At 70.5% G+C, this 23,795-nt stretch carries 19 protein-coding genes; 11 read left to right on the forward strand and 8 right to left on the reverse strand.

Going from position 1 to position 23,795, the window contains the following annotated elements; translation table 11 throughout:
- Nucleotides 1-5: 5 nt before the first annotated feature.
- Together ACTOWY_RS37730 and ACTOWY_RS37735 are read right to left on the reverse strand one after the other, a co-directional pair.
- Nucleotides 6-1,673 (reverse strand): LamG domain-containing protein, encoded by a 1,668-nt coding sequence (locus tag ACTOWY_RS37730; RefSeq protein WP_441314374.1) that lies wholly within the window; start codon nucleotides 1,671-1,673, stop codon nucleotides 6-8.
- The gene (locus ACTOWY_RS37735; protein ID WP_441314375.1) at nucleotides 1,670-4,750 is read right to left on the reverse strand and encodes a LamG-like jellyroll fold domain-containing protein; all 3,081 of its coding nucleotides are present in this window, start codon (nucleotides 4,748-4,750) and stop codon (nucleotides 1,670-1,672) included. Before ACTOWY_RS37735 ends, ACTOWY_RS37730 begins: the two co-directional genes overlap by 4 nt.
- A gap of 406 nt (nucleotides 4,751-5,156) precedes the next feature.
- Here ACTOWY_RS37735 and ACTOWY_RS37740 point away from each other — a divergent pair, with 406 nt between their 5' ends.
- The gene (locus ACTOWY_RS37740) at nucleotides 5,157-6,173 is read left to right on the forward strand and encodes an AraC family transcriptional regulator (RefSeq protein ID WP_441314376.1); all 1,017 of its coding nucleotides are present in this window, start codon (nucleotides 5,157-5,159) and stop codon (nucleotides 6,171-6,173) included.
- Between the two features lie 270 nt (nucleotides 6,174-6,443).
- Entirely contained in the window at nucleotides 6,444-6,944 is a 501-nt protein-coding gene (locus ACTOWY_RS37745; RefSeq protein WP_441314377.1) for an RICIN domain-containing protein, read from the forward strand.
- Between the two features lie 92 nt (nucleotides 6,945-7,036).
- On the opposite strand, the gene ACTOWY_RS37750 is transcribed toward ACTOWY_RS37745, so the two are convergent.
- Nucleotides 7,037-7,285 (reverse strand): hypothetical protein, encoded by a 249-nt coding sequence (locus ACTOWY_RS37750; protein WP_441314378.1) that lies wholly within the window; start codon nucleotides 7,283-7,285, stop codon nucleotides 7,037-7,039.
- 517 nt (nucleotides 7,286-7,802) lie between these two features.
- Here ACTOWY_RS37750 and ACTOWY_RS37755 point away from each other — a divergent pair.
- From ACTOWY_RS37755 to ACTOWY_RS37765, 3 genes are all read left to right on the forward strand, one after another.
- Nucleotides 7,803-8,264, forward strand: coding sequence for a GNAT family N-acetyltransferase (locus ACTOWY_RS37755; protein WP_441314379.1), 462 nt, complete (start codon nucleotides 7,803-7,805; stop codon nucleotides 8,262-8,264).
- A gap of 90 nt (nucleotides 8,265-8,354) precedes the next feature.
- Entirely contained in the window at nucleotides 8,355-9,485 is a 1,131-nt protein-coding gene (locus ACTOWY_RS37760) for a hypothetical protein (protein WP_441314380.1), read from the forward strand.
- A gap of 23 nt (nucleotides 9,486-9,508) precedes the next feature.
- The gene (locus ACTOWY_RS37765) at nucleotides 9,509-12,643 is read left to right on the forward strand and encodes a BTAD domain-containing putative transcriptional regulator (RefSeq protein ID WP_441314381.1); all 3,135 of its coding nucleotides are present in this window, start codon (nucleotides 9,509-9,511) and stop codon (nucleotides 12,641-12,643) included.
- A gap of 82 nt (nucleotides 12,644-12,725) precedes the next feature.
- On the opposite strand, the gene ACTOWY_RS37770 is transcribed toward ACTOWY_RS37765, so the two are convergent.
- The 3 genes from ACTOWY_RS37770 to nhaA all read right to left on the reverse strand — a co-directional run bounded on the left by ACTOWY_RS37770 (nucleotide 12,726) and on the right by nhaA (nucleotide 15,049).
- A complete protein-coding gene (locus ACTOWY_RS37770; RefSeq protein WP_441314382.1) occupies nucleotides 12,726-13,202 on the reverse strand; it encodes an RICIN domain-containing protein in 477 nt (158 codons plus the stop codon).
- A 242-nt stretch (nucleotides 13,203-13,444) separates the two neighbouring features.
- Nucleotides 13,445-13,582, reverse strand: a complete 138-nt coding sequence (locus ACTOWY_RS37775) for a C40 family peptidase (RefSeq protein ID WP_441314383.1) — start codon at nucleotides 13,580-13,582, stop codon at nucleotides 13,445-13,447.
- Between the two features lie 177 nt (nucleotides 13,583-13,759).
- Nucleotides 13,760-15,049: a Na+/H+ antiporter NhaA gene (nhaA, locus tag ACTOWY_RS37780; RefSeq protein ID WP_441314384.1), complete on the reverse strand. Its 1,290-nt coding sequence runs from the start codon at nucleotides 15,047-15,049 to the stop codon at nucleotides 13,760-13,762.
- Between the two features lie 350 nt (nucleotides 15,050-15,399).
- Here nhaA and ACTOWY_RS37785 point away from each other — a divergent pair, with 350 nt between their 5' ends.
- From ACTOWY_RS37785 to ACTOWY_RS37810, 6 genes are all read left to right on the forward strand, one after another.
- Nucleotides 15,400-16,614 (forward strand): cation:proton antiporter, encoded by a 1,215-nt coding sequence (locus ACTOWY_RS37785; RefSeq protein WP_441314385.1) that lies wholly within the window; start codon nucleotides 15,400-15,402, stop codon nucleotides 16,612-16,614.
- Between the two features lie 60 nt (nucleotides 16,615-16,674).
- On the forward strand, nucleotides 16,675-17,487 hold the full coding sequence (locus tag ACTOWY_RS37790; protein ID WP_441314386.1) for a hypothetical protein: 813 nt from the start codon (nucleotides 16,675-16,677) through the stop codon (nucleotides 17,485-17,487).
- A gap of 94 nt (nucleotides 17,488-17,581) precedes the next feature.
- The gene (locus tag ACTOWY_RS37795) at nucleotides 17,582-19,108 is read left to right on the forward strand and encodes an FAD-dependent monooxygenase (protein WP_441314387.1); all 1,527 of its coding nucleotides are present in this window, start codon (nucleotides 17,582-17,584) and stop codon (nucleotides 19,106-19,108) included.
- The gene (locus ACTOWY_RS37800) at nucleotides 19,105-19,734 is read left to right on the forward strand and encodes a TetR/AcrR family transcriptional regulator (protein ID WP_441314388.1); all 630 of its coding nucleotides are present in this window, start codon (nucleotides 19,105-19,107) and stop codon (nucleotides 19,732-19,734) included. Before ACTOWY_RS37795 ends, ACTOWY_RS37800 begins: the two co-directional genes overlap by 4 nt.
- A gap of 43 nt (nucleotides 19,735-19,777) precedes the next feature.
- Nucleotides 19,778-20,431: a TetR family transcriptional regulator gene (locus ACTOWY_RS37805; RefSeq protein ID WP_441314389.1), complete on the forward strand. Its 654-nt coding sequence runs from the start codon at nucleotides 19,778-19,780 to the stop codon at nucleotides 20,429-20,431.
- A gap of 49 nt (nucleotides 20,432-20,480) precedes the next feature.
- Nucleotides 20,481-21,731: a glycosyltransferase gene (locus ACTOWY_RS37810; protein ID WP_441314390.1), complete on the forward strand. Its 1,251-nt coding sequence runs from the start codon at nucleotides 20,481-20,483 to the stop codon at nucleotides 21,729-21,731.
- A 56-nt stretch (nucleotides 21,732-21,787) separates the two neighbouring features.
- Here ACTOWY_RS37810 and ACTOWY_RS37815 read toward each other — a convergent pair whose 3' ends face one another.
- Both ACTOWY_RS37815 and ACTOWY_RS37820 read right to left on the reverse strand, forming a co-directional pair.
- The gene (locus ACTOWY_RS37815) at nucleotides 21,788-23,065 is read right to left on the reverse strand and encodes a nucleotide disphospho-sugar-binding domain-containing protein (protein ID WP_441314391.1); all 1,278 of its coding nucleotides are present in this window, start codon (nucleotides 23,063-23,065) and stop codon (nucleotides 21,788-21,790) included.
- A complete protein-coding gene (locus ACTOWY_RS37820) occupies nucleotides 23,062-23,685 on the reverse strand; it encodes a TetR/AcrR family transcriptional regulator (protein ID WP_441314392.1) in 624 nt (207 codons plus the stop codon). The genes ACTOWY_RS37815 and ACTOWY_RS37820 overlap by 4 nt, the downstream gene beginning before the upstream one ends.
- Nucleotides 23,686-23,795: the final 110 nt, after the last annotated feature.

A 23,795-nucleotide genomic window follows, 5' to 3' on the forward strand; every position in this document is an offset into this window, starting at 1 on the left:
GGAAGTCACGCCGGTACCTCGCTGCCGTAGGACTTGTACAGCTCCCAGACCCGGTCCGAGCCCAGGTTCCCGGTGTAGAACCGCACGTCGTCGATGCGTCCCAGCCAGTGCTGCGTATCGGTGTCGCCGAATTTCGCCCGGCCGAGCTGCAGGTTCTTCGCGCTGTGCCAAGGATCCTTCAGCGTCCCGTCGCCGACTCGCAGGCCGTTGACGTAGAGCCAGAGCGTCTTGGTCTCCGCGTCGTAGGTGCCGGTGAGATGTGTCCACTTCGAATCGCCGATTTCGGTGGGCAGCGCCGACGTCGCGACCGAGGTGATGCGGCCGTTGGTCTCAGGTAGCTCGAAGACCCAGGTGCCGAACTGGTTGTCGCGGTCGTCCTTGACGTGCCCGAGCCGGAACTTGCGCCCCTGCCCCTGATCGGCGTCGAGGCTCACCGCGGACATCTCGCCGTTCTCGGTCATCCGCAGGTTGACCCAGGCGGAGACCGTGAAGCTCTGATCGGTCCGCACGTCGATCCCGCCGGTCTGGACCGCGCCGTCCTTGCCGTTGAGCCCAACGGCCTTTCCGGTCCGACCCGGACCGAACACCGCACCGCCGATCAGCTCGCCACGACGGCTGCCCGAGGAATCGCTGGTGTTGTCGTCGAGCTTCAGGTGGTGCGCCAGCGTGAGGTCGTGCCCGGCGATCGTGCGGATCTCGGACTCGAACAACACTCGCTGGTACACGCGGACGTCGTCGACGCCTCCTTCGAAGAAGTCCACTCCGGCGTCGTTCCGCTGGGCACTGCCCACCCGCAGGCCCTTCGGCGCGGGCGCGGGTTCCTTGTGCGCGACCGAGTTCACGATCCGGCCGTTGATGTACAAGGTGATCTGCTGCCGTTCCGCGTCGTACAGCCCGGCCAGATGGGTCCACACGCCGGGCTGCACGGCCCCGCCGGTCGCGATGTTCCGCCTGATCGACCCTTCGGTGGTCACCGCGGCGAACGCCCACTTGCCGTCGAAGGTCGACTGCAGGGCGAACCCGCTCTGCTCCTTCACCATGCCCTTGCCCGGCGGGGCGCCGTCCTGCGACACCACGGTGCCCGCGACGTCGGTTCGCACCGGGTTCACCCACGCCGAGATCGCGAAACTCCGGTTCGTCTCCAGGGCGTTGGGCATGGTGACGTGGTCGTCCCGGCCGTCGAGCTTGACCGCGAAGTCATCCGGGTTCGGCGTCGTGGCCTGCCCCGGCATCCAGCCTGGACCGCCCACGAGCGTGCCGTCCAGGTGCCTGCCGGAGTCGTCGGTGGCGGTGCGGTCGAAGCGCCAGGACCCGACGCTGACATCGTCGCCGCTGATGATGCCGCGGATCTCGGCCTCGCCCAGTGCGCGGCTGTAGGCGCGCACCTCGTCGACGGTGCCCTCCCAGTGGTCGTTGAGCTGGCCGTTCCATTTGTTCCGGCCGACCACGAGCGGACCGTTGGTGGCGAAGTAGTGCTCCCACGGTGCAGTGCCCGCGTGCACACCGTTGACGTAGAGCCTGACCTGCTTGGCCTCGCGGTCGCCCACGGCCGCGAGATGTGTTGGCACACCGGGCCTCGCGAGCTGACTCGACAGCACGCGCGCGTCCGGCGGCCTGCCCTCATCGTCCTCACCGGAGGGTGCCAGCAGCTCCCACCGGTCCTCGCTGTTCACCCGGCGCTGGCCGAGGAGGAACCCGCTGCGCCGACCGCCGTCCTGAGACAGCGCGGTGCGCGCGCACCCTCGCACAGTGGCGCGGCAGGGCTCAGGTTCACCCAGGCGCCCACGGAGAAGCTCTGATCGGTGCGCAGCACCTGGTCGCCGGTCTCCGCGGTGTCGTTGGTCCCGTCCAGCTTCAGCGCGTTGCCGACCGGGCCGCCCCGCTCGAACGCGGCGCCGTTGCGCAGCGTCAGGTGCTGGCCGCCGCGAATCGAGTTACGTGCGGTGACACCGGTCTGGTCCTCGAACCGCCACTGTCCTGTTTGGACATTGTCGAGTCCGACGAGGGTGCGGACGTCGAGGCCGCTCAGCACGCGGTCGTAGACGCGGACCTCGTCCACTGCTCCTTGCCAGCGGTAGGTCTCCGGCGTGCCGTTCCAGGTGGCGTGCCCGATCCGGAGTTCACCGGTGGCATTCCACGACGGCACGGTCCGCGGCGTGGTCTGCGCGTGGATGCCGTTGACGTAGAGCCTCAGCACGCCGCCGTGGGCGTCGTACACGCCGGTCAGGTGCGTCCAGTCGCCGCGTTGCGGCTTGCCGACCTCGGACACCGCGAGATCGGACGGCTTGTCCTCGGTATCGGAGCGGCCCATGCCGAATGCCCACCGCGGTCCCTCGTTCGACTGCATGTGCCACAGTGCGAAACCGGGGAACCGGTTGCCCTGCTGGCTGACCGCGATCGCGTGTTCACCGGCCTTCGGCGGCTGGGGGAGCTTGGCGAGGTTCACCCAGGCCGAGACCGTGAAGCCCGCGTCGGTGCGCACCGCGTTGGGCGCGCGCAGATGCCCGGTCTTGCCGTCCAGCTGCACGGCCGCGCCGACCGCGCCCGCCTCGGTCCAGGTCGCACCGCCGTGCAAGGTGGCGTCCCGATCGCCCAGATACGCCTCGTCCCGGCCGTGACTGTCCAGCGGCCACTGGGATTTCGGGCCGTTACCCGGGCGAACCTGGAACTTGTACTCGGTCTGCTCAGCACTCCGGTTGCCCGCCCGGTCGACGCTGCGCACCAGCAACACGAGCGGTCCGTCGGTCGGCGGGGTGAGCGTGACCGTCGCGGTGCCACCGAGCCCGTTCGCGTTCACCGAGCCCGTTTTGCCGGCGAATGTGTACTCATAGCGGTCGATATCGATCACGCCACGCGGGCCGAAGGTGAACCGGTCGGGCACACCGGCCCCGCCGTTCCACTCGTTGTCCTGCCGGTACAGCGTGCCCGCGACCGTGGGGCCCACCTCCGGAACGCTGAGATCCACGTAGAACTCTTGGCCTCCGGAGGCCCGCTCCCCGGTCAGCGCACCGTCATGGGCCTTCATGCTCCAGCTCACACCCTGGCCGTTGTACCTGGTGAGGTCGAACGCCGAAGCCACGCGCAACCCGGACGGCACCCAATCCGTGGTCTGCTCATGCTCTTTCACCTTGGGGTTGAAGAGCGTGATGGTCGCGTTGACCGATCCACCGTCGGGATCGGCCACCCTGCCGCCGAAGATCATCCGGGCGCTGTTGACGTAGCTCTTGCCGGCGCAGTTCGCGCAGCTGCTCGTGATCAGCGGATCGGTGGACAACTCGGTCGGCTTGTCGGGCCGCCGGTTGAACTCGACCCAGATGTGCGGGAAGCTGTCGGTGCCGTTCTCTTCCTTCTGGACGTAGAACCGCTTCCAGCCCGCGGTACCGCTCTCGGTCCGGTCCTTCAGCCCGAAGGTGATCGCGCTCTGACCGGTGTTGGCGATGTGCTGGACCTGGCCGACGACGTTGTAGCCGACCCAGTCCGGGCCACACGGCTGTCCGTACTTGGCCACCGGCTGCGTCTGTCCCACCCGGTTGCCGTCGTTCATCCCTGGCTGGTTGTTCCAGGTCGTACCGGGGTGGATGCCGTTCGTCCAGTGCAGGTCCAGCCAGGGCACGTCACCGGGATTGCAGGAGTGCGCGTATTTCCACCCCTGCTTGATGTTGAAATGCGCCTGGTTGATCACCGCCCCCGCCAGCGGGGCTGTGTCGAACTGGAAGTACGCGCGGTCGATGGAGCCGCGGCCGCCATCCGGCGATACGCCGGTGCGCGCCACGCCCAGGCGCGTGGCGCCCAGGTCCTCCGGCTGCATGTTCCAGTGCGTCGTGGCAGGCCAGACGCTGCGCACCAGGGTCCAGCCGCTTTGCCATACCGAGTGGTAGCTGTACTGCGGGTCGATGATGATCGGCAGCACCGCGGCGGGATCGGCGAGCAACGCCCGGTCCGGCGTCAGCGACAGGTGCCCCGCACCGGCCTCGACGCGCACACCCGCCGTCTTGCGCTTGCCGTCCCCCGCCGAGTCCCACATGGTCGCGGCCGGCGCGCTGAACACCGTCCGGCCCTTGTCGTCGACCGCGGTGAGCCGCCCGGTCGGGTCCGTGGAGAGCCGCACGCCCTTGGCCGCGATCCCGAAGGTCACCTTCGCCAGCGCGGGGTTCGCGGCCGCTTCCCTGGTCCTGACCACCAGCTCGTGGGTGAAGCCGTCCTGGGTCACGCGCGCCCGCAGATCGGTGCCCGGCAGGACGTCCGGATAGGTCGCGGTGGCGCCGTCCAGCACCGGGCGCGGCAAGGCCCGCGGCCAGCTCAGGGCGATCTCGCTGCCTGCCGCGGTGATCCGGGCGAACGGCCCGGTCCCGCCGCCGGAGAACGCCACCTCGGTGAGCGTGGCCTTCGGGCCGATCGTGCCGTCCGGCCGAGCGGCCAGTGCCGGATCGATGTCGACCCACTTGTCGCCGCGCCTGACTCGTTCCGGCATCAGCGACTGGTCCATGGTCACCGAACCGGTCGGATTGGCGAAGAAGCGGGATCGCTCGTTCTTGAGACCAGTGATCTCCACCTTGGTGCCCTGTCGCGCCGCGGCGATCATGGCCGTGTGCTCGTCCGGCGCCTCGGCGACGAAACCCGGCTTCGCCCCGACCTCCGCGGTGTTCGCCATGGTGCTCTTCGCGGTGTTCGTCGTGGTCAGCATGGTCGCCGTCACCGCGGCGATCAGCGCCGCGGTGATGATCTCCCGCGTCTTTCCCCAGTCGGCCATGACTACACCCGATCCGCGAGTGTGATCAGGCGGTCGCCGAGCGCGAGACGGCCAGCCGTCTCCAGCTCAAGCCCGTCCAGCGGACCGCGCGCAGTCGAACACGTAGTGTGCATTGGAACCCTTTGTTTCCCCAGGCGGTGACCGACGCTCGGCGTCACCGCAAGTCGACCGCCGCTGGTCGGCGACGGTTCACCCCAGAAGCCGCGCACCGCTAGGCGGGACGACCGACCTGGCCGGCCAGACGCAGGCCGGACACCTCGAGCTTCGGAAATCGAAGGTAACCAGCGCGTTGCGGCAACAACAGCCGCGGAACGACAAAGGCCCGGTCGCTTTCTGTACGTTTTGTCCTCCGCAGGCCCGGTGACTTGCTACGATCCCGGAAAAGGTCACGTCCTGGGGGTGGTTCATGGCAGGCGAGCCACGTCATGCGCGGCCAACTGATCTCGGCGCGTCCCGGGTCTTCAGCTCTTCGAATCCCGAAGAGATCAAGGCGCTCATCGACCTCAGCGGACAAGAGCTTCGCTGGACTCCCCGCGCGCGCGACAACGGCGAACTGAGAGTCACCCAGTTCGGCCGTTTGCCGGTCACCGGCCTCGCGCGGATCTCGTTTTCCTCGCACGAAACGCTGTTCGACCTCGACGCGGAACTGCGGGTCGAGGAGCCGGAAGACGTCTACGTGGTACATCTGCCGATACCCGGTGTCCAGCACCCGGTTCCGGATGTCAACGGCGAGGAGATCCAGTCACCGCACGCCATTCTCGGCCCTGACGAGCCGCACCGATGGACCCGGCTGCGCAACGCCACCTTGATGACATTGAGTATCCAAGGCTCGGACTTTCGCGCGGCACTGGCGGACCGGCTCGGCGACACCCCGGCCACGCGGCTGCGGTTCAACCCGGAAATCAACACCGCCGATCCCGGCATCGCCTCCTGGGTTCAGCTCGCCCAGACCTACCTCCACCTTTCCCGGTCAGGTTTCGCCGCGGCATCACCATTGACTGACTCGCATCTCCGGCAGGCACTCCTGTACGGGCTCCTGGACATGCAGCCACATTCCCTGACCGATGCGATGACAGACCACCACGTCCGGGCGCACTCGGCCGCGGTGACCAAAGTCAGGGAGTACTGCGAGGACAACGCCGCGGAGCCGATCACGATCAGCGAGCTGGCCGCGGCCAGCCACACCACCGTCCGGGCACTGCAACGCGCGTTCCGTCGCGAACTCGACACCACGCCGATGGAGTACCTCCGGCAGGTCCGGCTGGCCAAAGTCCACGCCGAACTGATCGCGATCGGCAAAGGCGAAATCCGCGGCACGATCGCCGAGGTCGCCGCGAATTGGGGCTTCTACCACCAAGCACGTTTCGCGCAGAGCTACCGCCAGCGGTACGGCCACCTGCCCAAGCGGACAGTGCGAGACTGACCAGGCCTTTCTCCCGGTATGAGCCGGGCGGGCCCGGGGCCGCGACGGAGCGTGCACCGGCCGGGCAGGCCCTGATGACACCGGCTTGACACCCATCTGATGCCCCGGCTCCGCAGAATCGCGGGTGACCGCCCAGCGCACCGGTGCGGCACTTCGCTGCTACCGAAGACGCGATTGCTTCTCACTATTACCGGCCGCAATCAGGGCAGCCCGCCCATCGAGTCAGGCTTCCGATCGGAGTGTCCTAAAGTGTTTGTCAGAGTACTCAAGATGACGGGGCTGCTGACCATCAGCGCGGTCGCGGTGATCACTCTGACAGCGAATCCGGCACCAACAGCGGGCTCCAGTATCCCCATGGGCGACCAGCGCCCACTGAAGAACGTGCAGAACCAGCAATGCGCCACCGTCACCACAGATGCGATCGGCAGCTTTCTTGCCCTACAGGCCTGCGACGCGCACAACACAGCGCAGCAATTTCTGCCGATATCGATCACAGTCTCACCTGAGCGGCACTTCGCCATCTACCACTGGGCTTCCAGGAAGTGCGTCACAACCGACAGCGAAATCGTGACGCTGACCGAATGCGCCTACGGCTCCACGCAACTGTGGCAGGAGCGCCCGGTCGAATCACCCAGCGGGGCTTTCGAGTTGGCCCATGCCGAGAGCCGCAAGGTACTGGAACCAATCACCGCAAACGTGCGTGAAGGTGACCGGCTGCGGCTTGGCGCCTCTCGCACCAGCCCCAGCCAGCTTTGGCGCACAACGCCCTAGCACTTCCTCAGCTGGTGCAGCCGGAAACAGGTAAAGGTCGCTTTGCGAGCACCAGCGCATCGCAAAGCGACCCTCACTCACCGCACCTGCGATCAGCGGTCCTTCGCGAACAGACCCCATACCCCATAAACCGGCGTGTTCGGTGCACAGAACCACTCACCGTGACGCAACTGCTGCGCGCCGAAGAACCCGGCGTCCTTGCACTGGCCTTGAGTCGCGTAAAAGCCACGGTACTTGTAGTCACTCGATGCCTGCGCAACACCCGCGCTCATCGCACTGAGCGAGGCAAAGGCAGCGACGATCGCACCAGCGGCGGCGACCCGCCGAATTCTGCTCTTCATGAGATCAGCAATATCCTAACTGTAAAGCGACAACTCATCAGGCGGACAGACTCAACGAGTCCGAGCCAAACATCCACCGGTGTCAGCACGGAATCACCCTGGTGTCACCTGCTCCGCGAGCCTGGCTCAGGGCCTGATGGGTGCCCGGTCTCGACCACTCACGGTGCGCCCCGAGCCGCGGCATGCGCAAGAACGGGTCGCCCTACCGGCTCGGCAACCTACGCCGACGTCGCGCCGTAGCCGAGCCGTGCGGGTACGCCGGAGAGTCCATGCTGAGGCTTCGCCGGGTAGCGCGGTGACGGCCGCACCTCAGTAGGTGACACCAAGCTGATTCCCAGCAGACACCCGCACCTACCACACTTCACCAGTCCGCCTGACCGAAGGCTGCTGCCCGGTGGTGCGGAACCCGTTCGCGGTAGGCAATCGGGAAGGTCGCCCAGCTCGACGGCTGGGCGACCTTCCCGTTTGTGGAGCACACGAAGAACTGACGTGAGTTGAGTTCGATTGAGGAGGCTGAATGTTTTCGCTGATCAGGCTCGATCTGTCCGACGAGGACACGCTTCGGCAGCTCTGGACACTCCAGCGGCTGGCGTATGCCATGGAGGCGGAACTCATCGGCTTTGACGGTATTCCTCAGCTGCACGAATCGCTTGCCGAACTACGCGGCTGCGGTGAGTCGTTTCTCGGCGCCTACGACCGGGCCATGCTGGTCGGCGCGGTGTCCTGGCAGCGCACGGACGATCAGGCGCTGGACATCTGCCGGCTCGTCGTGCTTCCGCACCGCCACCGCTCAGGCATCGCGACCGCACTGCTCAATGCCCTTGACCTGCTCGAACCCGCCGAGCTGTGCACCGTTTCCACGGGGGCGGCCAACATCCCGGCGCGCACGCTGTACCAGCGCCGTGGCTTCCACCCCGTTGACGAACAGCAGGTCGCCCCCGGGGTCAGCATCACCCATCTCGCCCGCACCACTGACTAGCGCGCGACTGCTCGACTTCGTCCCGGTCGAGCACGGACAAATTGGCCAGCATCGAATTGGGGCGCTCGATCGTCAGAGAGGGGAACGGATTTGAAGCCGGAATGGTACGAGCAGCTGTCCACCGCCACGGAGCTGGCGGAACTGGGTTTCCGCTTCCTGCCCGCCGCCGACCTGTCTGAAGGCAGGCACAGTCAGATCCGGGTCGGCGATATCGGCGGTTTCACCGCCAGGCTGGGCCTGGGCATCTCGCTGATCCTGCGCCCCGAAGAGCCCGAGGTGCTGTACGCGCGATTCGCCGACGACCACGGAGAGACCCTCAGCCCGGAGGTGACACAGCCCGAGCGGCTTTTCAGCGGCCGGGTACCGCTGGTGGAGATCCCGCTCGCGCCCACGGTCGCCACGCTGACCGGGCTGTACGCCCGCTACGTGGCGCCCGGCCGCACCCTGCCCGCCGTGAGCCGTTTCATCAGCCCCCGGCTCATCGAGCCCGGCGGGCGAGTGACCTGCTACCACGAACAGGTCCGGCGGCTGCGCATCCCGCTCGGCGTGGTCGGCGACGTCGAGGCCCCAGCCGAGGACCCGGTCACGGCAGCCGAGAGCGCCATCATCGACATCGAACGCGACTTGATCTTCAACTCGTTCCTGGCGACCTGCCAGTGGACCCTGCACACCGGCAACCACATCACCGCGGACGGCACCCAGTTCCGCACCCCGTACACCTCGGCGGACACCCTGTACTCCCGTTCCCTGCTCAGCCTGGACTGCCGCTACTCCGAGTTCGGCGCCCACCTCACCCTGGAGGTCGACTACGCACCCGAGCCGGATACCTCGGCCGTGCGCGGGGTGCTGTCCGCACTGGGCGAGCATTGGCCGGACAACGACCTGCTGCCCGATGACCTGCCCTTCGACGTGCTCGGCGCGATCGCCGGACTGCACCTCACCATCCAGCCCATGGCACGGCAGCGGCAATGGCTGGACGAGGGCGACGACAGCACGCTGATCGGCCTGTACTACCTGATCGCCGAGAACGACTCGCTGCCGGCAGGCCCAGCCGGACCGCTGCGCGAGTTCCTCACCCCGTACGCGCACAGCCCACACGAGAACATCCGCGACCGGGTGGCGATCCTGGCCCAACGGCACGGTTTGACCGATCTGTCGGATAATCGTCCACAGAGGACGGAGGCGAGGGCGCTACCGGCACCGTTCGAGCGAACGACCTGACGCAGGCTGGAAGAGGTGGTGTTGTGCCCGAGCGTTCCTTCAGCGTTCTCGGCCCGTTGGAGGTCATGCTCGACGGGCAGCCGGTCGAGGTCAGCTCGCCGAAGCTGCGGGCCCTGCTGGCGACGCTGCTGGTTGAGGCAGGCCGGACGGTGTCGCTGGACCAGCTCGCGGAGCGGTTGTGGGGCGAGGACCTGCCACCGACCGCGCGCAAGACCATCCATTCCTACGTCGGACGGCTGCGCAGGCTGCTGGCCGATGACGCGGTCAGCCCCACGCTGATCCACACCCGGCCGGACGGCTACCGGATCACGGTGGCACCCGCCGAACTCGATCTCGCCCGGTTCACCGCGGCGGCGGCGGAGGCGAGCGATTCTGAGGACCCCGCCGCCGAGTCCACATTGCTGGAGCGGGCGCTGGGCTGCTGGCGTGGTGCGGCGCTGTTCGACGTCGCCTCGGAGTCCTTGCAGCGTAACGTCGTGCCACGACTGGCCGAGGCGAGACTGCAGGTCGTGGAACGGCGGATCCGGGTGCTGCTGGAGCTGGGGCGGCACCGGGACATCGTCGGCGAGCTGATCCAGCTCACCCAGGAGTACCCATGGCGGGAGGCGTTCTGGACTCAGCTCGTCCTCGCGCTGCACCGGTGCAACCGCCGGGCGGACGCGCTGGAGGCCTACCGCACGGTGCACCGCAGGCTGCGGACCGAACTGGGCATCGATCCGGGAGAAGAACTCCAGCAGGCCCACCAGGCGGTCCTGGCCGACGAGCCCACGCCGGAAACGGCGCCCGCGATCCCGGTCAGCCAGCTACCCGCGGCGGTCCGCGGCTTCACTGGCCGCCGCGAGCAGGCCGAGGCGCTGACCCAGTTGCTCGTGGCTGACCAGGAGGCGGCCACGCCGTCGATCGCGGTTGTCTCCGGCCCGCCCGGGGTGGGCAAGACGGCGTTGGCGATCCAGGTCGCCCACCGGGTCCGGGACCGGTTCCCCGGTGGACAGCTCTACATCGACCTGCAGGGATTCGCCGCCGAGCCACCCATTCCCACGGTGACGGCGCTGACCAGATTCCTGACCGCGCTCGGCACGCCCACCAGCCAGATCCCGGCCGATCCGGCGGCCCAGGCCGGCCTGTACCGGAGCCTGCTCGCCCGCCGCGAGACGCTGGTCGTGCTGGACAACGCCGCGACCCCGGACCAGGTCCGTCCACTGCTGCCAGGAGCCGCGGGCAGTGCCGTGCTGATCACCAGCCGCGACGACCTCTACGGACTCGACGCCAGCCACGGCGTGGACCGCCTGTCGCTGGACGTGCTTGACCCCGGCGACGCGGCCGCCGTGCTGACCGCCATGCTCGGACCGGACCGAACCAGCGCCGAGCCGGAAGCGGTGGCCGAACTGGCGCGGGCCTGCGGCCACCTGCCGCTCGCTCTTCGCGTCGCCGGAGCGCAGCTCGCCAAGGACCGGCACTGCCGGATCGGCGATTACACCGGCGAGCTGCGCACGGCGGACCGGCTCGCCCGGCTCGCCATCGACGGCGACCAGCGCACCGCGGTGCGGGTGGCCTTCGACCACTCCTACGCCCGGCTGGCCGAGGCCGACCGCCGGCTGTTCCGGCTGCTCGGCGTGGTGCCCGGACAGGACTTCGGGATCGGTGTGGCCACGGTGATCGAGCCCAGCGCGGCACGGGCGATCCACCGGCTCACCGCGGCCAATCTGCTGCACCAGCACCGGCCCGGCCGGTACCGCATGCACGACCTGATCCGCGACTACGCCGTGCTCCTGGCCCAGGCCGACGACCCGGCGGGCGAGGCGGGGACCGTGCTCACCGAGGTGCTCGACTGGTACGAGCACTCGGTCGCCGAGGTGACCCGTTGGGTGCACCCGGCGGATGCGCCTGCCGAAGTCAGGTTCGCCTCCGAGACCGCGGCGCTGTGCTGGCTGGACGAGGAACAACCCAACCTGCTCGACGCCCTGGTCTTCGCCGCCGGGCGCCCCTGGCTGGCCGAGCGCGCCTGCCGGCTCGCCGTCGCCCTGCGCGAGTTCCTGCAGGGGCGCTGGCACGCCGGTGAGGTGCTGCCCGCCTGCCAGGCCACGCTGGCCGAACTGGACCGCGGGGGTGACCCGGCGAGCCAGATCCTCTTCCTGAACATCCTCGGCAAGATCCACGCGCGGGTCGGCGACTATGACCGCACTGTCCGCTGTCATCGCCGGATCGTCGAGCTGGCCGAGCGCAGCGGCGCGCACCAGGCCGCGGCCGAGGCGCTGGACAACCTCGGCCTGGCCCACATGGTCCGGGGCCGTATCCAGGAGGCCAGGCACTGCCATGGCTGGGCGCTGGCGGTGAGCCGGAAAGCGGGCGCGTCCCAGCTCGAAGCCCAGGTGCTGGCACACCTGGGCATCACGATCATGATGGGGGGCGAGCCGCGCACGGCCATCGGCCACTTCCAGGACGCGATCGCGCTCGGACGACAAGGCCACAACCGGCATGCGACCCTGACCGCGCTGATGGCGCTCGGCGCGGCGCACAAGTACCTCGGTGCGCTGGATGAGGCGATCGCCTGCCAGGAGCAGGTCCTCGCGGAGGGCAGACGCCTCGGTGACCGGATATACGAACTCTCCGCACTGTTCACGCTGGCCTCGGCCCATCAGGAGGCGGGAAACCTCGATCCGGCCGAGCGCATGGCCACCGAGGCCGTCAGCCTGTTCGGGGAGATCGGCGAGCGGCGCCTGGAGGCAGGCGCCCAGACGGTACTGGCCGCGGTGCGCCACCAGCGTGGCGAGTACACCGCGGCGATCGCGCTGTTCACCGAGGCCGCCCGGATGGCCAGGGACTCCGACGGGGGCATGCACGAGATCGTCGCCCTGATCGGACTCAGCCAGGCCCAGTGCCACACCGGTGCGGCCCGCCAGGCACTGGCACACGCTGACCAGGCACTCGCCGCGCTGCACAAGCGGGGCATGCTCATCCTGGAGGCCGGCGCGCTCACCGCCCTCGCCCAGGCACACCTCGGCCTCGGCGAGCTGGACCAGGCCAAGGCGCGGGCCGAGCAGGCCGCAGGCTTGGCACAGGACCGAGGTCAACGGGTGGTCGCGGAGCGGGCCCGGCAGCTCCTCGACCTGGTGGTGCGGACCTCGGCAGCGACCGGCTCCGGGCCACTGCAGGTCTGACGGCTCCAGGCCTGCCCGCGCAACCTCGGCGGCGTCAGAACGGACCCTGCGGAGGCTGGATCCGTTCTGACTATCCAGCGCGCTAGCCGGTGGTCCGCCACAGCTGGCTGGGCACCGCCCGGTGCGGGCCGAGCCCCACCCGATCTCCCTCGCCCGTGCCCAGTGCCTCCAGCACCTTGCCACTCCGGGCATGGGTGACCCGGAACGATCCGGCGGGCGCCACGGCGGCGTTCTCCGTCCACAGCTGGTCGGCGCCGTAGGCGCAGTCCTTCAGGAGGACCGCGTCGCCGTCGGCCGTGACGCACTTCCTGGTGGCAAAGTGGTAGATGCCGAAGTACCGCTTGCCATCGACAGTCCTGGGCATCGGCAGGAGCTGCTGGGCGGTGTTGTCGAGGTCGCAGACCCGCAGGGTGAGAAAATCTCCTGCCGCGTCCACGCTGACCGTGGCGCACAGCTTGCTCTGCACGTTCTTCAACGGCCGCCAGCCGCCCAGCGGTTCCACGCCGGCCGCGGCGAGTGCGGGACCGGCCAGCAGGGTCGCCCCCATCGCGGTGCTCATGGCCGCCACCACTGTTGCCTTGACCATTCTTCTGCGCATGCCCGGACACTCCGATCGCAAGTGCTTGTCACCGTGGAGCCTGCGGATTCGGGGTGTCAGAACGGAATCATGCCGGTATCACCGGCACCGGCGGGTTGACGATGAGGCCGAGCACGAGCTGAGCCCGCTGCTTGGCGAGCCACCGGCCGCGGAGCGAGGCCAGCCGAACGGCCAACTCGGCCTGTTCTCTAACCCTGCCTGCCTCACCGAGGTCGAGCAGGGATCGCCACCCCGGCCTGCCGGTAGGCCCACTGGGTCAGGCCGGAGCAGTCGAAGCCGCGGCCCGGGTTGCTCGCGCCCCACCGGTAGGGCACGCCGAGCTGGGTCAGGGCCGCGCGCACCGCGAGCGCCCCTGGATTGGGTGCGGGTGCGGCGTTGGTCGGCGCGGCGGGTCTGGTGGGGGCTGGAATCCGGCTGGGTCGGACCCGGGGTTCGCGGCTGGGTGTGTGGTTGGGACGAGCTGTTTCCTGTTGTGCTGCTTGGGTTCGTTCGGTCAGGGAGCCAAGCACACGGGTGGCTCAGCGGTCGTTCTCGTGCACGTCCGGAATGCCGTCCTGATCGGAGTCGATCTCCTCTGCGGCGCAGATCCGTCGATGGGCTCGGTTGCGGGCTCGCAGCACCATCGTCGCCAGCAGCGCCGCCAGGATCGACCCGGCGAGGATGGCGACCTTGGTGCTCTCCGCGTGCGAGGTGCCGTCGAAGGCCAGCTCGCCGATCAGCAGCGAGACGGTGAACCCGATCCCGCCCAGCAGCGCCAGCCCGATGACGTCGACCCACGCCAGGTCGCTGTCCAGCTCGGCGCGGGTGAACCGGGAGACCAGGAAGGTCGCCAGGGTGATACCGATGACCTTGCCCAGCACCAGCCCGCCCATGATGCCCACGGCGACCCGGTCGGACAGCGAGGTGCGCAGGCCGTCCAGGCCGCCGAGGGTGACACCGGCGGCGAAGAAGGCGAACACCGGCACCACCACCGCGGCCGAGATCGGCCGGAACCGGCGCTCGAAATGCTCGGCCAGCCCAGGCCCCTCGCCGTAGCGGCGGATGACCGGCACGGTGAAGGCCAGCAGCACCCCGGCCACGGTGGCGTGCACCCCGGAGGCGTGCACCAGCGCCCAGGTCACCGCGGCCAGCGGTAGCAACAGCCACCAGGAGCGCACCCGCCGCTGCACCAGGAAACCGAACAGGGCCAACGGGATCAGCGCGAGTAACAGCGGCCCAGCGGACAACTCCCCGGTGTAGAAGACGGCGATGATCACGATCGCGATCAGGTCGTCCACCACGGCCAGGGTGAGCAGGAACGTGCGCAGCGCCGAGGGCAGGTTGTGCCCAATCACCGCCAGCACGGCCAGGGCGAAGGCGATGTCGGTCGCGGTCGGGATCGCCCAGCCGCGCAGGGCCGAGGCATCACCCAGGTTGACCGCGGTGAAGATCAGGGCCGGGGTGAGCACGCCGCCGACCGCGGCCGCGACCGGGACCGCGGCCCGCCGGGGGTCACGCAGGTCACCGGCGACGAACTCGCGTTTGAGCTCCAGCCCGGCGACGAAGAAGAAGATCGCCAGCAGGCCGTCGGCGGCCCAGGCGTGCAGGGTCAGGTCCAGGTGTAGAAAGGCCGGTCCGAACTCGACCTCCCGCAAGGCCGCGTAGGACTCCGCCCACGGCGAGTTCGCCCAGACCAGCGCGAGCACCGCGCCGAGCAGCAACAGCGCGCCGCCGACGGTCTCCCTGCGCAGGATCTCCCGGACCCGTTCGACCTCCGGCCAGGACGCTCGGCGGAACACGCGGACACTGCGAGCTGTGCCGTCGGACATGGGGCTCCCCGGCTTGGCTGACGCGGATCGGTGCGTAAGGGCCGCGTGCACAAACTCCAGCGGCAGGCGAGGCGGGTGTGGACACGGTGATCTCCCGGGCACGGCGAACACAGCTCGCCGACCAGACTTCCCGGCACACCACGAGACGTCGCCTCGCCGGGATCACCCTAACCGGACGGTCCCGGCGCCGCAGTGGATCCGCTCCGGCGGATGCGATCGCGGTCCGATCGGGCGAACCGGTTTGCCCTTCGGGCGCGTTTACGGCATCTTTGCGCGCGGAGCGCCGGGAAGCCTGGTCGGCATCCGCCCCCGACAACGGGTTGGCGGATCAAGGAGACTGGGATTTCCGCATGGTGCTGGTGCTCGCCTTCGGTGTGGTGTTGTTGATCAGCGTGTCCCTCTCCGGGGTCGCCGCGCGCACGATCCTGTCCACCGCGTTGCTGTTCCTGCTCGCCGGCGCCCTGCTCGGTCAGGGCGGACTCGGCTGGGTCGAGATCGCACCCAACTCGCCGATGGTCACCGTGCTGGCCGACATCGCGCTGTTCACCGTGCTGTTCACCGACGGCGGCCGGGCCAACCTGCGCGCACTCCGTGAAGGCTGGCGCCTGTCCGGTCGCGCGCTTGGTCTGGGCATGCCGCTGACCATGATCGGCATCGCGGTGCCCGCGCACTACCTGGCCGGACTGGACTGGCCCACAGCGCTGCTGCTGGGCGCGATCCTCTCCCCCACCGACCCGGTCTTCGCCTCGGCCATCGTCGGCCGCACCGACGTACCACTGCGGCTGCGCCGCCTGCTCAACGTCGAATCCGGGCTCAACGACGGCCTCGCGCTGCCCTTCGTGCTCATCTTCCTGGCCACCGCGGCCAACCGGGAGGCCAACTGGGCCACCATCGGCCTGGAACTGGGGCTGGGCCTGGCCATCGGCGTGGCGGTGCCCGCGGTGATCGCCCTGGCCTGGCGGCTGCGCCTGCTCACCGCCGAACCCCGCCTGCACGCCCTCGGCCCACTGGCCGCCGGGGTGATCGTCTTCGCCGCCTGCCACCTCACCCACGCCAACGCCTACCTGGCCGCCTTCGCCGCCGGGGCGATCCTGGCCACCCTGGATCACCTTGCGGCGGAACGGTTCGAGCCGCTGGGCGACCTGCTCTCGGAGATCACCAAGTTCGCCGCGCTGCTGGTCTTCGGCGCGCTGATCACCCCCGAACGCATCTCCCACCTGAGCGTGGGCGACTGGGCGGTGGCGGTGCTGGCGATCCTGCTGGTGCGGCCCGCGGCCATGCTGCTCTCCCTGCTGCGCACCCCGCTGCCGGCCAGGGAACGCAGCGCCGCGGCCTGGTTCGGCCCCAAGGGATTCGCCTCGGTCATCTACGGCCTGCTCGCCCTGCAAGCCGGCATCCCGGCCGGGGAACACGTCTTCGACCTGGTGGCCATCACCATCGCACTCTCGATCGTGCTGCACTCCTCCACCGACGTCCCGGTGGCCAGGGCACTGCGGATCGAACCACCCGACACCCTGCCCACCGGCCACACCGAGACCGCCGCACCAGCGGCAGCGGACCGATGACTCGTCGCGTCGCCGCGCCGGCGCGGGTCCGGCGGCAGGAACCGGTGTCCAGGAGCCAGCGTGATCGAGGCTGACCTCAGCGACATCCGGCGGCTGCGGCTGCGCACCGTCGCGATTCGCGGCCTGGACGACCTGGTCAGGCCGTCGGAGTACCGGGTACGGCCGGAGGTGGCGACCCGCGCGGTCCGGCGGCTGCGGCTGCGGGGTGGCCTGATGCTGCTGTCCGGCCTGGCACTGATCGTCGGCTTCATGACCGGCGCCACGGTGCTGGAGGACCGGTCCGCCGACCTGGAGTCCACCGGCGCACGCGTGCCGGGCGTCGTGGTCGAGGTACGCCAGGGGCTGGCCAGAGGTCTGCCGGATTCGATCGAGGTGCGGTTCGCCGTGGACGGGATCGAACGGGTGCGCTCGATGAACCTCAACGATGTCAGTCCTGTCCTGAACCCGGGCGACCCGATCACCGTGTTCTACGACCGCGCCGACCCGGAACGGATCGGTGCCCCCGGGGTGTCCAACGACCCTTTCTGGACCTTCATCCCGATGGTCATCGCCTTCGTGCTGGGCACTCCCCTGTCCGTGGCCGGAACGATCGGGTACAGCCGGTGGCGCCGCCGTGCCCGCGCACTCCGGCGAAGCGGCTGGCGACCGGGCCGTGCGGTGACCGTCCGCAGCCGGAGCCGCGTCGTCACCATCCAGTTCGACGACCCGGCGGGCGGCCGGTTGACCGTCGTGATGACCCGGCCGGTCATGCTGCCGATACCGCGCGAGATCGTCCTCGGGCCGGTTCTCGTCGGCGGCAGCCGTAGGCGGCTGAGCGTCCTGTTCCTCCGAGGACCTGTTCTGGCCGCGGTCAAACCGGGCGCGATCGACTAGCGGGACCGGAACGGCGAGCACCACTGGACTCGGCGCTCCAACTGCGGTCTAATTTTGTTATCGGTACCGTCTCGTTAATAAATTAGGGGGCATCATGGACTCGACGGAAGTGCTCGTGGTGGGGGCCGGGCCGACCGGACTCACCCTGGCCTGCGGGCTGCGCGCGCACGGTGTCTCGGTGCGCGTCCTCGACGGCGCGCAGGGACCGGCTGCTACCTCGCGGGCCAACATCCTGCACGCGCGCGGCGTGGAGGTGCTGGACCGGCTGGGCGCGCTCGGCGACCTGGTCGAACGGTCGGTCACGGCGCTGCGGATCACCGTCAAGCTCGGCGAGCAGACGATCAGCCAGGTCCGCTTCGGCGATGTCGGTCTGGGCACCGCCCGCCCGGCGTTGCTGGCCTCGCAGGCCACCATCGAGGCGCGGCTGCGCGACCGGCTGGCCGAACTCGGTGGGAAGGTCGAGTGGGGCATGCCGGTCACCGCGGTGGCCCAGGACGCCGACGGGGCGACCGCGACGCTGGGCGACGGGCGGGCAGTGCGCGCGGGCTGGGTCATCGGCTGCGACGGCGCGCACAGCACGGTGCGCAAGGCCGCCGGGATCGGCTTCCCCGGCGCGCCGGTGGCCGACTCCTGGCTGCTCGCCGACGTGCACATCGACTGGCCGGGCTCCGATCGCGCGGGCACCGTGGTGTGGCTGCACCGCGACGGCGTGATCGGCGCGCTGCCCATGCGCGAGGTCGGCGGCGCGGAGGACCTGTGGCGGCTGATGACCTACCTGCCCGGCTCGGCCCCCGGGCAGCTCGACGAGGCGGAGATCCTCGACCGCTTCCGCGAACTGCTCCCCCACCGCACCGGCATGAGCGACATCCAGATCCGGGACGCGGCCTGGGCCTCGGTGTTCCGCATCCACCGGCGGCTGGCCGAGACCTACCGCAGCGGGCGGATCCTGCTCGCCGGGGACGCCGCGCACATCCACAGCCCACTGGGCGGACAGGGCATGCTCACCGGCATCGGCGACGCGGAGAACCTGGCCTGGAAACTCGCCCTGGTAGTCAGCGGACGGGCAGGGCAGGCCCTGCTGGAGACCTACCAGGCCGAGCGCCGCCCGCTGGCCACCGAGGTCCTCAAGCGCACCACCGCCAACACCCGCCTGCAGACCAGCGACCACGTACTGGCGCGTTTCCTCCGGGAGCGGATCATGTCCCCGGTGGTGAACCTGCCCCCGGTCCAGCGCTGGGCCACCGCGCTGGCCGCCCAGCTGTGGGTCTCCTACCGGCGCGGCCCGCTGGCCGGACCGGGCAGCCGCTTCGGCGCGCGGCCCCGTCCCGGTGACCGCGTGCCCGACCTGAGCTGCCTGCGCGACGGGAACGCGACCCGGCTGCACGCCGAACTCGGCGACCACTGGGCGGTGCTGGGCTCGGGGACGACGGCCGCCGCGCCCGCGGCCGCCGCGCGGGAGCTGCTCGGCGACCGCGTCCACGGCTTGGTCTGCGCCGAGGTCCCGGCGGGGCAGGTGTGGCTGGTCCGCCCGGACGCGCACCTGGCCTGGCGCGGCGAACCCGGTTCCGGCGGCCTGGAACGATGGCTGGACACCGCGTTGCGGCACGGAAGGGCAGGATGAGCGGACCGGAGACGAGCACCACGGACAACGGCAGGCGGGGCCGCGGCAGGCCCCGCGCGCCGGAGACCGACGCGGCCATCCTGCGGGCAGCGCTGGAGTTGTTCGTCGAACGCGGCGTGGAGGGCGCGTCCATCGAGGCGATCGCCCGGCAGGCCGGGGTCGGCAAGCTGACCGTCTACCGGCGGTGGGCCGGCAAAGAGGAGCTGATCGCGGCGGCGATCGAGACCTCACGGGCCGGGATCCCCGAGCCCACCGCCGCGGACTTCGCTGACCTGCCGGTGCCCGAACTGGTGCGCGGACTGCTGCCCAGCGCGGCGGCGGCCCTGACCGACCCGCACTTCCACGGTCTGATCGCCCAGGTCTACGGCTCCAGCCGCACCCACCCGACGATCATGGCGACCTACTGGGAGCACTACGTGCTGCCGCGCAGGCGCGCCACCCGGCTGCTGCTGGAACGCGCCCAGCGGGAGGGCCTGCTGGCGCCGGAGGCCGACCTGGAGGTCCTGATGGACATGATGGTCGGCGCGGTGATGTACCGGGTGATCCAGCCCGAGCCACTCAACGCCGACACCGCGCTCCGCTATCTGGAGGCCGTCTACCGGCAGGCGGGCCTGCTACCGGCCTGAGCACCCTTGCCAACTCGTTGAACACGTGTTTAACCTGGTCACCGTGAGCGTGGCGCAGGCGGAGCCGGATCGGGCCGCGGTGATCGAGCGGATCCGGGACGCGGCGGTGGGCTGTTTCGGCGCGCAGGGCTTCGGCGCTTCCGTCCGGTCCATCGCCACCGCCGCGGGGGTCAGCCCCGGGCTGGTGATCCACTACTTCGGGTCCAAGGACGCGCTGCGCGCGGCCTGTGACGAGCACGTCCTGCGGTTGATCAGGGACGCTCCGGCGATCACCGGCCGGAGTCCCGCGGACTTCCTCGGCGGGCTCACCGCGGCGCGCGACGCGGTCCTCGTCGCCTACGTCGTGCAGGCGCTGCTCGCCGGTGGCGAACTGGCCACGGCGTTCCTGGCGGACATGATCGCCGACGTCCAGCGGCACCTCGCGCAAGCCGAGGCGCGGGGCGAGGTGCGGCCCAGCCGGGATCCGGCGGCGCGGGCGCGGTTGCTGGTGCTGCAGAACGTCGGCGCGCTGCTGGTCCACCTGCGCCTGACCCCGCCGGGCGAGGCCGGTCTGGCCGAGTCAGTGCGGGCGCTGTCGGAGGCGATCACGTTGCCCGCACTGGAGATCTACACCGACGGGCTGCTCACCGAACGCCGCCTGCTCGACTCCTACCTCCGCTACGTCACCGACCCGCCCGGCCAGGTGCCCGACACCTGACCCGCGGAGGGCGCCGTCCTCCGCGCCCCGCACCTTCCTGGAGGACCCGATGCGAGTTGTGATCATGACCGTGGGCACCCGTGGCGATGTCGCGCCCTTCCTCGGCCTGGGGGTCCGGCTGCACGCGGCCGGGCACGAGGTGACCGTGGCCACCCAGCAGTCCTCGGCCGAGCTGGTCACCGGCGCCGGACTGGCGTTCCGGCCGCTGCCGGGGGACATGAAGGCCGATATGGCCTCCGCCGACGGTCAGCGCTGGACCAAGGCGGGCGCCACGCTGCGGGCGATCCCGGCCCAGCTCAGGCTCGGCAAGCGGTTCATGATCGGTATGGGCCAGGCGGTGCTCGCCGCGGCGGCGGGCGCGGAGGTGCTGTTGCTGGCGCGGGCGCCGATGATGCACGGCTACCTGGCCGGTCAGGCGCTGGGGATTCCCACGGTGGGCCTGGAGCTGTGGCCGAGCGTGCCGACCGGCGACTTCCCGCTGCCCCTGTTCGGTGACCGGAACTTCGGCCGCTGGGGCAACCGGAACCTGCACCAGCCGGTGCTGTTCGCGCCGACCCCCTTCGACGCCGACTTCAAAGGGTTCTGCCGGGAGATCGGCTTGCCACCGGTGGGCATCGGCCGCATCCGGCGCACGATGCTGGCCGATGAGCGGTGGCCGATCCTGCACGGTTACAGCCCACTCGTCGTGCCGCGACCGGCTGACTGGCGGCCGGGCGCGGAGGTCGCGGGCTACTGGTGGCAGCCCACCCCGCCGGAGTGGCGGCCCGCCCCCGAGCTGGCCGACTTCCTCGCCGCCGGTGCGCCGCCGGTGTTCATCGGGCTCGGCAGCATGGCCTCCGGCGAGGGCGAGCGGCTTTCCGGGATCGTGGCCGAGGCCGCCCGCCAGGCCGGGGTGCGCGCGGTGGTGCAGGCAGGGTGGGCCGGGTTGTCCGCGGCCGGGGACGATGTGCTGACAGTCGGCGACATCCCGCACGACTGGCTGTTTCCCCGGATGGCCGCGCTCGTGCAGCACGCCGGGGCGGGCACCACCGGCGCCGTGCTGCGCGCCGGGGTGCCCACGGTGCCGGTGCCGGTCGCCTTCGACCAGCCGTTCTGGGCGGGCAGGCTGGCCCGGCTGGGGATCAGCCCCGGCGCGCTGCCGTTCAAGAGGCTGGCCGCGCCCGCACTGGCCGAGCGGATCCGTCAGGCCGTCGGCGAACCCGCCTTCGCCGATCGAGCCCGTGTCCTCGGCGAGCGGGTACGCGCCGAGGACGGGGCCGCGCCGGTGCTGCGCGTGCTGGAGGAGCTGGCCGGTGGCTGAGTCAGCAGGCGGAGTTCTTCCTGCCACCGCCTCTGCGGTGTCCATTGTGGATTCCGCTACCTCGCAGTGCGGACAAGGTGTTCTTCCAGTGCCCGCACCGCCGAGGTGACCCCGTCCTCGGCGCGGACCACCCGGCTCAGCTCCTCGGCCCGCCGGGCCAGGGCCGCGTCCCCGACGGCCGCGGTGATCGCGGTGGCCAGGCCCTCGGCGGTGAGCCGCTGCTGGGGCACCGGGACCGGGGCCACACCGACGGAGTGCATCCGCTCCGCCCAGTGCGGCTGGTCGGCCACGAACGGACACACCACCTGCGCACGCCCGGCGGCCAGCGCCGCCCCGGTGGTCCCGCCACCACCGTGGTGCACCACCGCGCTCATCCGGGGGAACAACCAGTCGTGCGGCGCCGCCTCGATCACCAGCACCCGGGGCGAGTCCCCGACCGCGGCGATGCCACCCCAGCCGGTGGCCAGCACCGCGCGGACCCCGGCCCGGCGCACCGCCTCGGCCACGACCGCCCCGGTCCGCTCGGCCTGACCGGCCATGCTGCCGAAACCGAGGTAGACCGGGGGCGGACCTTCGTCGAGGAACTGGCTCAACCGTGGCGGGGGTGTCCAGTCCTCGGCTGCGGGCAGGTACCAGAACCCGGAGGTGCGCACCGCCTCCGGCCACGCCGGGTCAATCCGCGCCACGTTCGGGCTGAACGCCTGCAGGACAAGGCGATCCGCTCCGTCGGGCTCGTGCAGCACGTCGTGTCCGCCGCGCCGCACGGGCAGGCCCAGCTGCCCGGTGCGCCAGGCGTTGGCCACCCCGGCGTGGGCGCGCAGCGTGCCCGAGACCGCGAGGTAGGTGGCCCGGTTGAAGGCGGTCGGCAGCCGGGGCAGCGGCACCATCGGGCACGGAAACAACGCGGTGGGCACCCAACCGGGTTGCAGGGTCGCCAGCACAGCCGGCACGCCCAGTAGCTCGGCCACGTGCTGGGCGGGCAGCGACGGCGAATGCACCACCACATCGGCCTCCCACCACACGGCCCGGCCCAGATCGCGCAGCACCGCCGACATCAGCGGCTTGATCCGGCGCAGGGTCCGCACCGCGCTGATCTTGCCCCGCACGCCCCGGTAGCCGGTCTCGATCGCCTCCCGCGCCGCCGGATCCGTCAGCAGGCGGTTCGGCCCTTCGTCCAGTGGCGCGAAGTCCACGCCGTACTCGGCCGCCTGCGCGGCGAAGGAGGCCGGAGCGGCCAGCCGCGCCTGGTGCCCGGCCGCGCGCAACGCGACCGCCAGGGCGAGGAACGGTTGCACGTCGCCCCGGGTGCCGTGGGTGACCAGAAAAGCCTTCACCGGCCCCGCTCCTTCCCGGCCACCGCGGTGAACGCCGCCAGCCACCGGTCATCGGCGAACAGCCCGTGGGTCAGCATCTCCAACCCGGCCCGCGCCCCGCGCACCGAGGTCGCGGTCTCGGCCACGTCACCGCCGAGCAGCCTGCCGACCTGCTCACCCAGCACCAGCGGGGCCAGCAGCCAGGACACATAGGTCACCGCCCGCGCCCGTGCGTCCTCGCTCGGCCGCACCCAGCCCCGCGCCTCGCCGTCGGCCAGCCACCGCTGCGTGCGCTCGACGATCTCGGCGAACACGGTGGCCGCGGCGGGTGAGCCGTCCAGTAGAGCCCGGCCGAGGTAACGGCGCACCGGAGTCGCCGACTCCAGCATGTCCGCGAGCGCGCCGAGATCGGACGGGTCGGTGTCCTCGCCGTCGGCGCGGATGAGGGCGAGCACGTGCTCGTCGCAGGCCTGCCGCAATCCGTCCTTGGACCCGAAGTGGTGCAGCACCAACGCGGGTGAGACCCCGGCATCGGCGGCCACCGCGCGCACGCTCGTGCCCGCGACCCCGTCGGCGCCGAAACGGGCCAGCGCGGCGTCCCGAATCCGGGCCCGCGCGCTGAGATCCTCGACTGAACGCATGAACAGGATACTAAACACTTGTTCAGCGCAACGTCGAGCGCTCACCTGTCAAGACGGCGTAAGGATCGGCCAGGCAGGGCCGTTATCGATTCGCAAGCAGCGCGCGGACG

It is taken from the genome of Crossiella sp. CA198 (genome assembly GCF_052078295.1).
In the GTDB taxonomy this organism is placed as follows: Bacteria; Actinomycetota; Actinomycetes; order Mycobacteriales; family Pseudonocardiaceae; genus Crossiella.

What these genes read in the sequence shown, in the direction of transcription:
- ACTOWY_RS37735 (WP_441314375.1), bottom strand. Translation starts at nt 4,750, where the DNA reads ATGGCCGACTGGGGAAAGACGCGGGAGATCATCACCGCGGCGCTGATC.
- ACTOWY_RS37740 (WP_441314376.1), top strand. Translation starts at nt 5,157, where the DNA reads ATGGCAGGCGAGCCACGTCATGCGCGGCCAACTGATCTCGGCGCGTCC.
- ACTOWY_RS37745 (WP_441314377.1), top strand. Translation starts at nt 6,444, where the DNA reads ATGACGGGGCTGCTGACCATCAGCGCGGTCGCGGTGATCACTCTGACA.
- ACTOWY_RS37750 (WP_441314378.1), bottom strand. Translation starts at nt 7,285, where the DNA reads ATGAAGAGCAGAATTCGGCGGGTCGCCGCCGCTGGTGCGATCGTCGCT.
- ACTOWY_RS37755 (WP_441314379.1), top strand. Translation starts at nt 7,803, where the DNA reads ATGTTTTCGCTGATCAGGCTCGATCTGTCCGACGAGGACACGCTTCGG.
- ACTOWY_RS37770 (WP_441314382.1), bottom strand. Translation starts at nt 13,202, where the DNA reads ATGAGCACCGCGATGGGGGCGACCCTGCTGGCCGGTCCCGCACTCGCC.
- nhaA (WP_441314384.1), bottom strand. Translation starts at nt 15,049, where the DNA reads ATGTCCGACGGCACAGCTCGCAGTGTCCGCGTGTTCCGCCGAGCGTCC.
- ACTOWY_RS37785 (WP_441314385.1), top strand. Translation starts at nt 15,400, where the DNA reads ATGGTGCTGGTGCTCGCCTTCGGTGTGGTGTTGTTGATCAGCGTGTCC.
- ACTOWY_RS37795 (WP_441314387.1), top strand. Translation starts at nt 17,582, where the DNA reads ATGGACTCGACGGAAGTGCTCGTGGTGGGGGCCGGGCCGACCGGACTC.
- ACTOWY_RS37800 (WP_441314388.1), top strand. Translation starts at nt 19,105, where the DNA reads ATGAGCGGACCGGAGACGAGCACCACGGACAACGGCAGGCGGGGCCGC.
- ACTOWY_RS37810 (WP_441314390.1), top strand. Translation starts at nt 20,481, where the DNA reads ATGCGAGTTGTGATCATGACCGTGGGCACCCGTGGCGATGTCGCGCCC.
- ACTOWY_RS37820 (WP_441314392.1), bottom strand. Translation starts at nt 23,685, where the DNA reads ATGCGTTCAGTCGAGGATCTCAGCGCGCGGGCCCGGATTCGGGACGCC.